Raw genomic sequence first — 12,954 nt, 5'->3', positions numbered from 1 at the left:
GCTACCTCACCGCCGCCAGCAGCGCGGCCAGCATCTCGTCGACTGCCTTGATCAGGCGGGCGGAGGCCTCGTAGGAATGCTCGAGATCGAGCAGCAGAGACATTTCCATGTCGACATTGACGCCGGTCTCGTTGGACAGCGCCTCGGCGGTGCGCACCGCCAGCGCTTCCTTGGATTCCGCCGCCCTGAAGGCCTCCTGGCGCAGGCCCTCGAACCAGCCGATGGCGCTGGTGGAGTAGTTGACCAGGCTGGAGTTCGCGCCATTGCCGGCGGCATTGTCGAAGGCCATGGGCTGTTCCAGGCGGTCGCCATAGGCGATCAGCAACTCGGCATAGGAGGCGCCGCCGGTGGTGTTGGCGACGTAGGCAGCGCCATTGGCGCCGCCGTCGCGCAGCAATTGCGGATTGCCGCCGGCGCTCGGGTCCATCGCGGCGTTGAGGCTGATGGTGGCCGCAAGGCCGTTGACCAGCGTCCCGGCAGGCGGCATGCCCGGCGCGCCTGGCCAGGTGAAGAGCCCCGGCCGGTCGGGGGCGCCACCGCCCGTCTGGTCGGTCTCGGCGAAGGCGGCGATCAGGCCGCGTGCGATCTCGTCGAGCTGGCTCTGCATGGTCGCAGAGACGCTGTCGCGCAACTGGACCAGGCCGGCGATTTTGCCCGATGCATTGGTGTTGCCGCCGGTGGCGGTAGCAATCGGCACGCCGTCGACATAGACGGAATTGCCGGCCATGCCCGCGGCATAGGCCGTGGAAGGCTGGAAGCTGACGGTGCGCGGCCCGGCCTCGAACAGGGTCGTGCCGTCCATGGTCATCAGCACCATGTCGTTGTCGCCGCGCGTGAAGCTGGAGACCGGAACGTAGTCGGCGATCTTCTTCAGGATGGCGTCGCGCTGGTCCAGCGCGTCCGAGGTGTCGCGGCCGGCGCGCGTGCCGTTGATGACGTTGTTGTTGGCAGCCTGGAAGTTGGCGAGCAGCGTATTCAGCTCGTTGACGGCGGTAGAGATCTCCTGGTCGGTCTGGACACGGAAGGTCTGGATCGAGGTGGAGGCGTCGTTCAGGCCGCGTACGACCTGGCGGGCGGCATTGACGGCGTTGGCGGCGAGATTGCCGTTGGACGGCGTGGCGGAATAAAGCTGCAGCGCCTTCTGCAACTCGCCGATGGCGTTGGCCGGCGAGGTGGCATTGTCGACGCCGTTCACCGCCAGGCCGAGTTGGTTCATGCCGTAGTAGAGCGCGCCCTGACCGCTCCAGGCGGATTGGGCCGAAAGATTCTGGCGGAAAAGCTGCTCGTTGGTGGCGCGATGGATTTCGACGACGCGGACGCCGGGCGCCGAGCTCGACACCACTGCCGAGCGGCGCGCGTAGTCGGGGTTCTGGCTCTCCAGGACATTGCGGGAAACGACGCTGGTCTGACGCCCGGTATTCAGAATCGACGATTGTGCGATGCTCAGTGCGGTAGACAGCGACATGCTTTATCTCAATCAGGCTCTCGCCTTGCGGCTTACCTCTTCAGGTTCACCAGGACGTCCATCAAATCGGCGCCGGTCTGGAAGACCTTCGAGTTGGCGGTGTAGTTGCGCTGCGACTCGATCATGCTGGTCAGCTCTTCCGCGATGTCGACGTTGGAATTTTCCAGAGCGCCCGACATGACGCTGCCACGACCCGCCTCGTTGGCGAAGCCGATCTGCACCGCGCCGGATTCGGGGCTTTCGGTGAAGACGTTGCCCGGCATGATCAGGAGCTGGTCGGGGCTGGCGACATTGGCGATCGGAATACGGTAGAGCGCGCGCGACGAACCGTTCTGGTAATTCGCGAAGACAGTGCCGTCCTTGCTGATCTCGATGCCCTCGATGGAACTCGGCGCGTTGCCGTTCACCTTGGCGTCGAGCAGCGTGTAGGTTTCCGCCAATTGCGTGGTCTTGGCGAGGTCGAGGTCGAGCGACAGGCCGCCGGGGATCGGAATGGTGATGTCGGTGGCGCTGAGGCCGGTCAGCTTGCCATCGGTGGCGTTGAAGCTCAGCGTCTGGGTGGCCAGCGCCGGCGCGGTATAGGGAAACGAGGTGTTGGGAGCGGCGTTCGCCTGATTGTAGACCGCGACTTCCCAGGTGTTTGTGCCGGTCTTGGTGAAATAGACATCGAGCAGGACCTCGCCGCCGAGATTGTCATAAGTGATCAACGAGGATTTGGCCGAGTAGGTGGCGGTCGCCGCATTGGCCGAAGGACGGTTGGCGGCCGGAACGATATCGGCGCTAGCCGGAAGATTGGCGGTGAAGACGCCGGTGGTGGTCGGAGTGGCGACGAGCTCATTCTGGACGAGAGTCACCGGTTCAAGACCGCCGAAGCCGTTGGCGGCAGCACTCGGCACGCCATTGGCGAAGCTGTAGCCGAGGAGCTGGTAACCGGCGGCGTTGACGAGACGGCCTTCGCCGTCCGGAACGAAGGAGCCCGCACGCGTCAGTACAGGCGCACCGCCGGGACCCTGGACGACGAAGAAGCCGGCGCCGTTAATCGCCAGGTCGCTGCCCGAGGTGGTGAATTTCAGGTCGCCCTGCTGGCTGATCGAGTTGCGGATCGAGGTGGTGACGCCGCCGGAGGCATAATTGCCGTTGGTGCTCGGCAGGACCAGCGACGCGAATTCGGTGGTGGCGCGCTTGTAGCCGGTGGTGCTCGAATTGGCGATGTTGTCGGCGACGGCTGAGAGCCGGTTGGCCTGGGCGTTCATGCCCGAAACGCCGGTGCGCATCATTCCGTAAAGGCTCATCGAACCATCTCCTCGATTTCCAGGCCGCAGGTCATGATGCTAGCGCTTATGACTTGCGCGAGGCTGGCGCGGCTCGAGGCCGCGTCCGGAAGCGGCATCAGCCGATCAGCCGATAGCCGAGGAAGCGCTTCGAATCGATCGGATCGAAGCCGAGCTTCTCGCGCAGTTTCTTGCGCAGCTTGCTGATGTGGCTCTCGACGACGTTCTCCTCGACCTCTTCGTCGAAGATGCCGTAGATGGCGTTGAACACCTGGGTCTTGGTGACGCGTCGTCCGCGATTGCTCGCCAGATATTCAAGGATGCGGCGCTCGCGGCGCGGCAGCGGCAATGGCTGACCCTCGATCTCGGGGTCGCGGCCGTCGAGGAAAATGCGCATCGCGCCGATTTCGGTGAAGCTCGTTTCTTCCTGCGCGCGGCGGCTGATCGCCGAGATGCGCGCCAGGATCTCGCGGATGTGGACCGGCTTGCGGATAACGTCGTCGACACCGGCTTCGAACAGCCTGAGCGTGTTTTCAAGCGAGTGGTGTTCGCTGAGCGCGATGACAGGCGCCCCGGTTCTGCCACGAATTTTGCGCGGAGAGACCGTATCTTCGCCACAATCTCCGATCAGAAACGCCCTGACTGATTTGACGTCCTCGTCGGCCGCGCTTTCGACCCACTCGTCGAATTCGCCCGACGCAAAGCCTGCGCTTGCGACGCCTTCCCGGTCGAAAAGTGAGTTGTATCCGTCAGTGACGAGCTTTCGCTCGTCCACGATAACGATCATCGGCCCGCCCTCCGAATCATCTGCAATTTCAGTGAGGAAAGGGGTAGCGGTTGATGTTATTCCTGAACAACCGTCATTTCTTGTAGCTAGTTTCTTGGGAGTCTGGAGCAGCCAGAGGTTGCGCCGGTAGTGGCGGCGGCCTTTCGGTTGATTCTCGCCAGCAAGGCTCGCAATCGGTCACCGGTTGCAGAAACTTCTGGCGTTTTCGGTCCATTTGCCGAAGCCGGTCGCGACCATGTTGGCGATGACGCGGCAGACGTAGCGCTTCTGCGCAGGGTCGTTGTCGGGGCCTGCGTGATAGCGCGCTACCGCCATCGACCAGGTCTGGTGGCGCGCATGCAGCCGCGACAGAAAACGGGCCGCATAATCGACATTGCGGCGCGGGTCGAGCATCTCCTCAACGCTCCGGAAATGCTCCGAATGATAGTGGTGATTGATCTGCATGCAGCCTAAATCGATGAGCTTTACGCCACTTCGGCGAGCGCTCTCGAAGGTAGCGACGGCTTCGCCGGCGCTGGCCGGGAAAACCGCTTTTCCTTCTATGTTCAAGGCGTTAGGCTGAAGGCTGCCTTTCCGTCCGGTCTCCGTCAGCCCGACGGCATAGAGGATGCCGGCGGGCACGCCGTAGCGGTCGGCGGCGCGCAGGATCTCGGATTCGCAGGGGTTCTGGGCGGCAGCCGGCAAAACGTTTGCGGCACTAGATATAAAGCCCGCCGCCAGCGCGATCCGCGCTGCCACGAACGCTGTTCTGGGAGGCTTGAGCGCCATCCGAGGTGTTCCTTCCGGATTGCTGGCCGCCGGCCTGGCCGTTGCCGCCGCCGGAACCCGCCGCGTTGAACGACTGACGATCGGAGGCTGGCTGACCGTTCTGGCCGGCGTTTGTGTCGGTGCGAGGATTCGACGTTTGTGCAACCGTAGATTGCTGAATGGTGACACGATCGACCTCCAGTCCGAGCGCGCGCAGCGACTTGACGATCGTGTCGCTGTCTGCACTCAGCCGCTGCTGCGCCTCGATGGATTCCACTTGCAGTTCGACCGTAAGCTGCTCGCCGGAGAAGCGCAGGCTGGCGGTGACCATTCCAAGCTCGGCCGGATGCAGTTGCACCTTCAGGGAATGCGCCGAGGCAACTGAGTTTTGCGCGGGCAAGGCACGCAAATCGGCAGCAGCGAGATGCTGCCATGACCCGTCTGCCGTGATGACGGTCAGCAGAGGCGCGGCCGTCAGGCCGGGGAAGGGCGTCGCGGGGGCGGGGGCGTTTTGCCGGATAAGAACAGTGACGGGGGCTGCCTGGCCCGGCCTATCAGAAGCACTTTTTTCGTGCGACGAATCGCGGGTGATCGTGGTGCTTGCAGCAGCGTCCGGCCGCAGAGCGGATTTGGCAGCCACCGGCTTGATGGTCTCGTTGGTCGAGGCGGCGCCGGCCGGCGACTTCATGGCGAGTTCGCCGGACGATGCCGGTACAGGCCTGGGCTCCGCTGCCTTGCCGGAGGCCTTTGCCGACTGTTCAGCCGCGTGTTGCGCGACAGCACTTTCGGTGGACACGGTTTTGGCGCTGCCTTGCAGCGGCACGTTAAGCGCCGCGGCTGCCACGGCCGGCAACGCCACAACCGCTATTTTGGCCAGTGTGGCGTCTGCTTTGACCGATGCAATGTCCGTCTGCAACGAGGCAGGTGCGGTCGATGAGGCGAGATCGCCCTCGGACGCCGCTCCGGCATCAGGCCTACCAAAGCCGCCCAGCAAAATCATTGGCGGAAGCGGCGGTCTGAACGCGATCGGCATCGTCTCCGATGCGTTCGCGGTACGCTCTTCCAAAGCTGGATGTTCTTCCGCGGCTTTGGGGTCTTCATGACCATCAGCATCTCCGTGTTCGGCAGCAATGCGCGGGAGGTACGTGTTGTTTGCTCCGGCCACATGCGGCTCGCCGACGTTCCGGTCCGGGAGGTTGAGCTCGACATTCCAGCCGGGCCGACGAAGCTCGCCGGCCGCGTCCGCAGTGGAGGAGCGCGACTGTTTGCCGGGCGCGCCGAACTTGACCGCTTCGGAAAATGCGGTGTCGTCGCCTTTGCCGTTCTGGCGCGGCGCGTCGGCTTTCGCCCGGTCCGGCAACAGCGCCGCCCAAGCTTGCTTGACGCTGGTGGTCATTTGGCGGCTTCTCCGAGAAGTTTATCGATCGCTTCGAGTTTCTTGCGCGTTTCCGCGGCGAGGGCCGTGGCGGGATCGGGCGGTGCGGTCGTTTCGTCGGCCTTGGCGGTTTCGATGGCCGGGCTCTCACGCGGCGCCGCGACCAACACTCCGCCAGCGCGGGCGGGATCGGCTCCCGCGACAGGCGCAATTGCCGGCCTGGCGGGTCCGTCCACCGGCAGCGCAACGGCCTTGATATTAGGCACGGGCGGCTCGGCGGTGACTTCGGCCGCGACCGCGCGTACTGCGTCGAGCAGCCTGCGGTCACTTTCCGACAGTCTGGAGCGGTCGATCCTCCCGATCTTGGCTTGCACCTCCTCGATCGAACCCGAGGTTACAGACGCCAGGCTGGAATAGAGCAGGGCGCGCGGATCTTCCTCCTGCCTGGGGCCAGGCGCCTTGCGCTCCGCCTTTTCGGAAGCAAAGGCCGAAAGCTCCTTCAACCCGTCAATTGCCGCGCGGCGCGCGACACGCAGGTAGATCACCTGCTGCTGCTCGGCGTGCATCATGTCCACGATCTTCTCGATCCGGTCCAGCCCGAGCGAGGCATTGAGCGCGACGATGCCGGATACGAAGGAATCGGCGAACTGGCTGGCATAGGGCGAGCGGAGATAGTTCCTGACATATTGCGACGAGGCGGCCACGAAACGCTCGGCGTCGCCGGTCGTGCCGCAGATGCCGACGATGCGGCGCAGAGCCGCCTCCTCGACCAGCGTGCCGGGGCCGAGCAGCCGGGCCTGGTCGAACAAAGTCAGCGCCGATTTCGGAGATTCGAGCGCCACCAGCGAGCCTTTGACAAGGGCCAGGAACGCGCCCAGCTCCGGCGGGGCCAGCATCGGGTCGACGGTTGCAAGCGCGGTCTGCGCCTCCTTCGGCCGGCCGGTCAGATAGTTCAGTATGCCGGCGCCGATGCCTCTGTTTTTCGCGTCGATATCGAGGCGCGCCATAGCGGCCTCGATCGTCGTCGGGTTGCCGCCGCTCATAGCGTAGACCAGCATGGCCCGGTAGTTTCGCGGCTCGCCGAGTTCTTTGCTATCGCCCTCGCGCAGCTTGGCGTCGATCATCTCGAGCAGTTTGCGCTGCATGGGAAGAGCGGCGTGGTCGCCACTGGCGATGCGGTCCTGGACGAGTTGAAGCGAGCGCACCATCTGGAACGGTTGCAAACCGCTGCCGCCGGCACCATGCGAAATCGCAGGCGGCAAGCCCGCAACGAGCGCCAGCCCGACAACGCCGACTGCGGCAGTCAGTCTCATTCGCCGCCTTTCAGCAGGATCTCGATGCGCCGGTTGGCGGCCGCCAGCGGCTCGGCGGGCTCTTTCAGCTTGCGGTCGGCATAGCCGGCGACTTCCGTCACCCGGCGCTCGTCCAGCCCGCCGCGGACCAGCATGTAATAGGCGGAGTGGGCGCGAGCCGTCGAAAGTCGCCAATTGTCGTAGGTTTCGCTCTTGAAGGGCCTGCCGTCGGTATGGCCGCTGATGACAAGCGAACCCTTCTGGGCGCTGATAGCTTTGCTGATCTTTTCCATGGCCAGCACCAGTTCGCGCCGGGGCACGGCCGAGCCGATCTCGAACATACCGAATTCGAGCTGGTCGGTGACCGAGATCACGATGCCCTCGTCGGTCGCGGTGACCGAAATGCCTTCCAGCAAGGGATCGCCGGGTTCGAAGGCTGCCGCAAGCTCCTGCCTGATCGCGTCGGCCGCCTTCTCGGCGGCTTCGCTCGGCAGGGCGGGCGCGGGTTCCGGCTCGGCTTTCTCCTGAAGCGCTGCCGCCGCATTCTCACCAGCATCGGGCGCCAGCGGCGCGTTGACGCTCGGCGCAGTCAACTCGGCGGCAGGATCGGATGTCTCGCCCTCGCCTTTCGCCTTCGCGCGCTCGGCGCTGGCTTCGGCGGGGGTGGGCGTCGCCATCTGCTGCGACCAGAAATCAGGCGCGAACGGATCGCGGTAGGATTCGCCGCCCGAGGCGCCGGTCGCCGGCCCGGCTTGCTCCGCGCCGCCGTTGCCCTTGTTGCTGATGTTCTGCCTGGCATCGGTGTTGGTCGCGATCTCGGCCAGCACGGCGTATGGATCGGCGAAGAGATTCTGGTCGGAATGGGCCGCAGTCTCTTCCTGTTCCTTGGCGGAGTGGAGCTTGTCGTTCTGCCCGGCCGTCGCCTGGCCGCCATTGCCGGCCTTTTCGGCGGAGACTTCCGGAGTCTCCGGCGCGTTGCCGGAAAAATGCGGTCCGTCGCCGATATCCTCCAGCCCTTTGCGGCTGGAATTGCGGTCGATCAGCTTCACGGGATTGAAATAGCTGGCGACGGAGGCTCTGATCTGCTCGTTGGAGGCGTTGATCAGCCACATGACCAGGAAGAAGCACATCATTGCGGTCATGAAATCGGCGAAGGCGATCTTCCAGACGCCGCCGTGATGCGCGTCCTCGTCGTCGCTGTGCATGCGCCTGACGATGACGATCTCGTGCTTGACGTCGCCGATTTCCACCGAACTCAAGACAATATCTCCTGCATCGCGCCGGACCATTCGGAAAGCCGCGTCTCGAAGAGGTTGCCGTCGATCGAGACGGTCAAGTCGAGGCCAGGGGCTTCGATGTAATCGAAGCAGGCGGCGCGGTCGCCGAGCGCCGCCTGCAGCGTCTCGAACAGCGATTGCGGGCCGCGCACCTGGATGCGCACCGCCTCGGCGTCGCCGATCGCGGCGCGGACCGCGCGGGCAAGCGCGTCCAGCGAGCGCCTGGCGAGTTCCTCGCTGAGGAACCCGCCGAGCATGCGCGCGGTGGCCGATGTCGCCAGATCGCCGAGGCGGCCTTCCATCTCGGCGATCTTTGTCGTGATGGCCTGGCCTGCCTCCTCGCCGAAGCGGCGCATCAGCGTTTCGATCTCGGCGGCATGCGCCTGGCGCTCTGCTTCAAGCGCGGCCTCATGCGCCAGCGAAAGCCGCTGTTCGAGGGCGAGTTCGGCGCGGGCGACTTCGGTGGCGATGATCTCGGAAAGATCGGGCGGCGGTGCGGCAGGAGCCGAGAACGGCGCTTGCGAGGCACCTGGTTCGGCACTGGCGGGCTGCGGCGCGCCCGTCCGCTGCGGGCGCTTGCCGAAATCGGTGAGAACGTCGAAGAGGGCCAACGCTGCCATCAGCCTACCGCTTCCTGATGCGCCCACTTCCGCAGTATCTGGGCGGTGCGCTCCTCATTCAGGTCGACCATGCGAGCAAGCCGCTCCTGCGGCGCAGGACGGATCTTCTGGCGAAGATCGTCGAGCGGGTTTTGCCCACGACCGCCGGGCAGGGCGCTCACCGGCGCCGCCTGGGCCGTCTGCTCACCCTCCGGCACCGGCAGCGAACGCTGCACCTCCTCGAAGCTCGGCCCGGCGATCGCCGCCTGGGCGGGCTGGCCGAGCGAGGCGGCGAGCGGACGCAATCCGAAGAAGATTACGAGGAAGACGACGATCACGAAGGCGCTGGCGTTGATCATGGTGCCGACATGCTGGCCGGCTTTGTCGAGCAGGCCGGGCATGGCGACCTCGACCCCGTCGAGGCCGTCGATGAACTCCACCGCCGACACATTGATCACGTCGCCGCGCGTCTCGTTGAGCCCGGTCGCGGAGGCGACCACCTTCCGGATCTCCTCGATGCGCGCGGTCATCTGCTCGGGCGTCGCGCCTTCGCCGAGGATGGCTGCGAGTCGCTGCTGGTTGACGACGACGGCGATGGACATTTTGGTCAGCGTATAACCGTTGCTGACGGTGGCGATGCGCTTGGAGTTCATTTCGTAGTTGGTGGTTTCCTCCTTGCGCTCGCTCTGCTGGGAAGATTGCGGGCCACCCTCGGCCGGCGCGTCCGCGGCCTCGGGCAGGTTCTGCTCGACGGTCGCCGGAGCCGCGGCGGATTGGCGATTGGCGTTCTCATTGGCGCGCACGATCTGGACCGAGCGCTCGACCCGCGATTCCGGGTCGAAGATCGTCTCTTCGGTCTGCCTGGTGTCGGTGTTGACCTCGGCCCTGACGCTGGCGCGGAAATTCTCCGGGCCGAGATAGGGCGTCAGCGCCCGGCGGATGTTTTCCTCGATCTCGGTCTCGACAGTGCGTTCCACGCCGAAGGAGCGGCTGGCGCTGGTGTTGGCGGGGTCGTCGCCGGCGGCAAGGAGCGTGCCGGAGGAATCGAGCACCGTGACCTTGCCGACATCCAATCCGGGAACGGCGGCCGCCACCAGATAGCGGATCGACATGGCGCTCTTCACAGCGTCGACGCCCGAAGCGCGAATAATCACCGAGGCGGAAGGCTGCTGCTCGTCGCGGCGGAAATTGGCGCGCTCAGACATGACCAGATGGACGCGCGCCGCCTTGATGCCGTTGATCGACTGGATGGTGCGGGCGATCTCGCCTTCGAGCGCGCGCACGCGGGTCACCTGCTGCATGAAGGAGGTGAGGCCGAGCGAGCCGACATTATCGAACAGCTCGTAGCCGGCGTTGGCGCTGGTCGGCAGGCCCTTTTCGGCGAGCAGCATACGCGCCGCGGCGGTGTTTCCGGCCGGCACCAGCACAGTCGTGCCGTCGGCGGCGACGTCGAAGCCAATGCCCGCCTCGCCGAGCACCAGGCCGATCTGGTTCACGTCGGAGCGTTCCAGCCCGACATAGAGAGTCTCATAGGCGGGGCGGTTCAAATAGACGGAGGCGACGCCGATGATGGCAAGGACGAGCGCCGCGACGCCGGCCATGATCGACAGCCGGCGCGGCCCGAAGTCCTGCAGGTTGGAAATGATGTTCTGGATCTGCTCCGGCACGGATCGAGCGCTCCCGCATGATGGTCCGCAGGAACCCTAGACGCCGAAGCTTGTGCGAAAATGAAACCGGGCCGCGTTCCCTATGGAGCGCGGCCCGGTTGAAACGGAAAACTCGTGGCCGGCGTCAGCCCTTGAACAGCGCCAGGATGCTTTGCGAATTGCTGTTGGCAATCGAAAGCGATTGAATGCCGAGCTGCTGTTGCACCTGCAGCGCCTGGAGGCGGGTTGATTCCTTGTTCATGTCGGCATCGACGAGCTGGCCGACACCGCGATCGATCGAGTCCATCAGGCTGGTGGTGAACTGCTTCTGCAGGTCGACCTGCTTCTTGGCAGAGCCTAGATTGGTCGCAGCCGTGGTCAGTTCAGCCAGGGCGATATCGACGACCTTCAGCATCTGGGTGATCTGGTCGTCGCTGTAGCCCTTCACGGACAGCGTCGAGATCGCATAGCCGTCTGTTGCCGCGATCGCGGCGCCGGCGGCCGGCGTGGTGGCGGTATTGTCGCGAACGCCGGTGGTACCCAGGCGGATACCTTCGAGAATGCCCTTGGTCACGTTTGTCGTGGCCCCGGCGTCGTAGAGTTTGATTGACTGGACGTCGATGTCGATCGTGCCGAGCGTCACCGTGCCGGAGGCATCGCGGTTGAACGATGATACTATCTTCGCGGAATTGTGCACGCCGGCTGCGGAATGCCCGCCGGCGACGGTCGCATTGACCGACATCCAGTTCGCGCCGCTGAACGTGGCCGAATCGGCGTAGCTCTTGAGCTGGATCTGTAGCGCCGCGATTTCCGTCTGGATCTTTTCCTTGTCGGCCGGGCTGGCGCCATAAGCGGCAACGACCTTAACCTTGAGCTGGTCGACGGTTGCTACCGCCTTGCTCATTGCGGTGTAGGCGGTGTCGACCTTCGAGGCCCCGAGACCGAGAGCGTCCTGCACGGTCGAGAGAGCCGCATTGTCGGAGCGCATCGTGGTCGCGATCGACCAGTAGGCGGCGTTGTCGCTCGCCTCGGCGACGCGGTAGCCGGTCGAGATGCGCGCCTGCGTGGTTTCTAGCGCGCGGTTGGTGGCGCTCAGGCTCTGCAATGCCGTCAGTGCCGAGGCGTTGGTCATTATGCTTGCCACGAAACTCATCCCCTTTGAATTGGCACGCTTGCACATGCCCGATCTGACCGGCCCGGCGGATCGGCGTCATGCCTGAGACCGAAACGGTCCTCCGCCATAGCGTATGGTTAACGATAGATACAGAGCTATGGTTAACGCTGTGTTAAGCCAATCGGTGAGGGGTTAATCAAGGTTGGAGCAAACGTCCGAAACGGATCGGGCCGCGATCCCGAAGAAGCGCGGCCCGATTGTCGTCAGTGGTTCCGGTTCCCGGTAACCCGGGAAGGAAGATTAACGGAAGAGCGACAGGATCGACTGCGAGTTGCCGTTGGCGATCGACAGCGCCTGGATGCCAAGCTGCTGCTGAACCTGCAGGGCCTGGAGGCGGGTCGATTCCTTGTTCATGTCGGCATCGACGAGCTGGCCGACGCCACGGTCGATCGAGTCCATCAGGCTGGACGTGAACGTCTTCTGCAGGTCGATGCGGCTCTTGGCGGCGCCGAGATTGGTGGCGGCCGTGGTCATGTCCTTAAGCGCGCTTTCGACAACGCCGAGCATAGCGCCGATCTGGGTGTCGCTAGCAAAAAGAGTGCCGTTGGTCAGCTGCATCGTCGAAACCGTATAGGTGTCGCCAGCTACAGCAGCAGCACCCAGGGTCGGCGGAGCGGCTGTTCCAACTTCTGCTCCCGCGGATGTGCGGTTGGAGTCGAGGATGCCCTTGTTAACGCCGGCGTTGGTGCCGGCTTCGTAAAGCTTGATGTCCTCGACCTTGATGTCGATGGTCGAGATCGAAGCCGCGCCGGCAGCGGTCCGGTTGAAGGCGGAAACGACCTTGACGTCGCTGGCCGTGGTGGCAGCGGCATCGGTGGTGACCGACAGCATATTGGTGCCGGAGAAGGTCGCTGCGTCCGCATAGGCCTTCAGCTGATCCTGCAGGGCCTTGATCTCGATCTGGTACTTGGCTTTGTCGGCATCCGTCGAGCCGCTGGCCGCGACCAGCTTGGTCTTGATCTGGTTGACGGTGTCGATCGCCTTGTTCATGCCGGTGTAGGCGGTGTCGACCTTCGACGCGCCGAGGCCGAGCGAATCCTGCACGGTCGAGAGCGCTGCGTTGTCGGACCGCATCGTCGTGGCAATCGACCAGTAGGCGGCGTTGTCCGAAGCGTCGGCGACGCGATAGCCGGTCGAGATGCGCGACTGGGTGGTTTCGAGGGATTTGTTGGTGGCGTTCAGGCTCTGAAGAGCGGTCAACGCCGAAGCGTTGGTCATGATGCTGGCCATGGGTACTCGTACCTTTTACACGGAAACTTTTTGACATACCGGATCGGCCGGTATGACGGTGCGGCATCATGCCAATGGTCGCCTGAGACAG

The 12,954-nt window shown here is 64.4% G+C and carries 11 protein-coding genes; all 11 read right to left on the bottom strand.

Annotated features, from left to right (window positions below; genetic code table 11):
* Position 1 precedes the first annotated feature (1 nt).
* Positions 2-1,465 carry a flagellar hook-associated protein FlgK gene (gene flgK / locus ABVK50_RS20565; RefSeq protein WP_353644822.1) on the bottom strand — a complete coding sequence of 488 codons (1,464 nt, stop codon included), beginning with the start codon at positions 1,463-1,465 and terminating at the stop codon, positions 2-4.
* A 32-nt stretch (positions 1,466-1,497) separates the two neighbouring features.
* Complete coding sequence (locus ABVK50_RS20560; RefSeq protein ID WP_353644823.1) at positions 1,498-2,757, bottom strand: flagellar hook protein FlgE; 1,260 nt, start codon at positions 2,755-2,757, stop codon at positions 1,498-1,500.
* Between the two features lie 97 nt (positions 2,758-2,854).
* Complete coding sequence (locus ABVK50_RS20555; RefSeq protein ID WP_353644824.1) at positions 2,855-3,523, bottom strand: response regulator transcription factor; 669 nt, start codon at positions 3,521-3,523, stop codon at positions 2,855-2,857.
* 177 nt (positions 3,524-3,700) lie between these two features.
* Positions 3,701-4,291 carry a transglycosylase SLT domain-containing protein gene (locus ABVK50_RS20550; RefSeq protein WP_353644825.1) on the bottom strand — a complete coding sequence of 197 codons (591 nt, stop codon included), beginning with the start codon at positions 4,289-4,291 and terminating at the stop codon, positions 3,701-3,703.
* Positions 4,221-5,435: a flagellar hook-length control protein FliK gene (locus ABVK50_RS20545; RefSeq protein WP_353644826.1), complete on the bottom strand. Its 1,215-nt coding sequence runs from the start codon at positions 5,433-5,435 to the stop codon at positions 4,221-4,223. The genes ABVK50_RS20550 and ABVK50_RS20545 overlap by 71 nt, the downstream gene beginning before the upstream one ends.
* A gap of 227 nt (positions 5,436-5,662) precedes the next feature.
* The gene (locus ABVK50_RS20540; RefSeq protein WP_353644827.1) at positions 5,663-6,958 is read right to left on the bottom strand and encodes a chemotaxis protein MotC; all 1,296 of its coding nucleotides are present in this window, start codon (positions 6,956-6,958) and stop codon (positions 5,663-5,665) included.
* The gene (locus ABVK50_RS20535; protein WP_353644828.1) at positions 6,955-8,196 is read right to left on the bottom strand and encodes a MotB family protein; all 1,242 of its coding nucleotides are present in this window, start codon (positions 8,194-8,196) and stop codon (positions 6,955-6,957) included. The genes ABVK50_RS20540 and ABVK50_RS20535 overlap by 4 nt, the downstream gene beginning before the upstream one ends.
* Positions 8,193-8,834, bottom strand: coding sequence for a hypothetical protein (locus tag ABVK50_RS20530; protein ID WP_353644829.1), 642 nt, complete (start codon positions 8,832-8,834; stop codon positions 8,193-8,195). Before ABVK50_RS20530 ends, ABVK50_RS20535 begins: the two co-directional genes overlap by 4 nt.
* On the bottom strand, positions 8,834-10,480 hold the full coding sequence (gene fliF, locus ABVK50_RS20525) for a flagellar basal-body MS-ring/collar protein FliF (protein WP_353644830.1): 1,647 nt from the start codon (positions 10,478-10,480) through the stop codon (positions 8,834-8,836). Before fliF ends, ABVK50_RS20530 begins: the two co-directional genes overlap by 1 nt.
* A gap of 124 nt (positions 10,481-10,604) precedes the next feature.
* Positions 10,605-11,603 carry a flagellin gene (locus tag ABVK50_RS20520; RefSeq protein WP_353644831.1) on the bottom strand — a complete coding sequence of 333 codons (999 nt, stop codon included), beginning with the start codon at positions 11,601-11,603 and terminating at the stop codon, positions 10,605-10,607.
* Positions 11,604-11,873: 270 nt separating this feature from the next.
* Positions 11,874-12,863, bottom strand: a complete 990-nt coding sequence (locus tag ABVK50_RS20515; protein ID WP_353644832.1) for a flagellin — start codon at positions 12,861-12,863, stop codon at positions 11,874-11,876.
* Between the last annotated feature and the right edge of the window lie 91 nt (positions 12,864-12,954).

The organism is Mesorhizobium sp. WSM2240, assembly GCF_040438645.1.
Taxonomy (GTDB): domain Bacteria; phylum Pseudomonadota; class Alphaproteobacteria; order Rhizobiales; family Rhizobiaceae; genus Allomesorhizobium.
This window is presented reverse-complemented; position numbering and strand designations above follow the sequence as displayed.

Excerpts from the sequence above, each read along its gene's own strand:
- flgK (WP_353644822.1), bottom strand. The coding sequence starts at position 1,465 with ATGTCGCTGTCTACCGCACTGAGCATCGCACAATCGTCGATTCTGAAT.
- ABVK50_RS20560 (WP_353644823.1), bottom strand. The coding sequence starts at position 2,757 with ATGAGCCTTTACGGAATGATGCGCACCGGCGTTTCGGGCATGAACGCC.
- ABVK50_RS20555 (WP_353644824.1), bottom strand. The coding sequence starts at position 3,523 with ATGATCGTTATCGTGGACGAGCGAAAGCTCGTCACTGACGGATACAAC.
- ABVK50_RS20550 (WP_353644825.1), bottom strand. The coding sequence starts at position 4,291 with ATGGCGCTCAAGCCTCCCAGAACAGCGTTCGTGGCAGCGCGGATCGCG.
- ABVK50_RS20540 (WP_353644827.1), bottom strand. The coding sequence starts at position 6,958 with ATGAGACTGACTGCCGCAGTCGGCGTTGTCGGGCTGGCGCTCGTTGCG.
- ABVK50_RS20530 (WP_353644829.1), bottom strand. The coding sequence starts at position 8,834 with ATGGCAGCGTTGGCCCTCTTCGACGTTCTCACCGATTTCGGCAAGCGC.
- ABVK50_RS20515 (WP_353644832.1), bottom strand. The coding sequence starts at position 12,863 with ATGGCCAGCATCATGACCAACGCTTCGGCGTTGACCGCTCTTCAGAGC.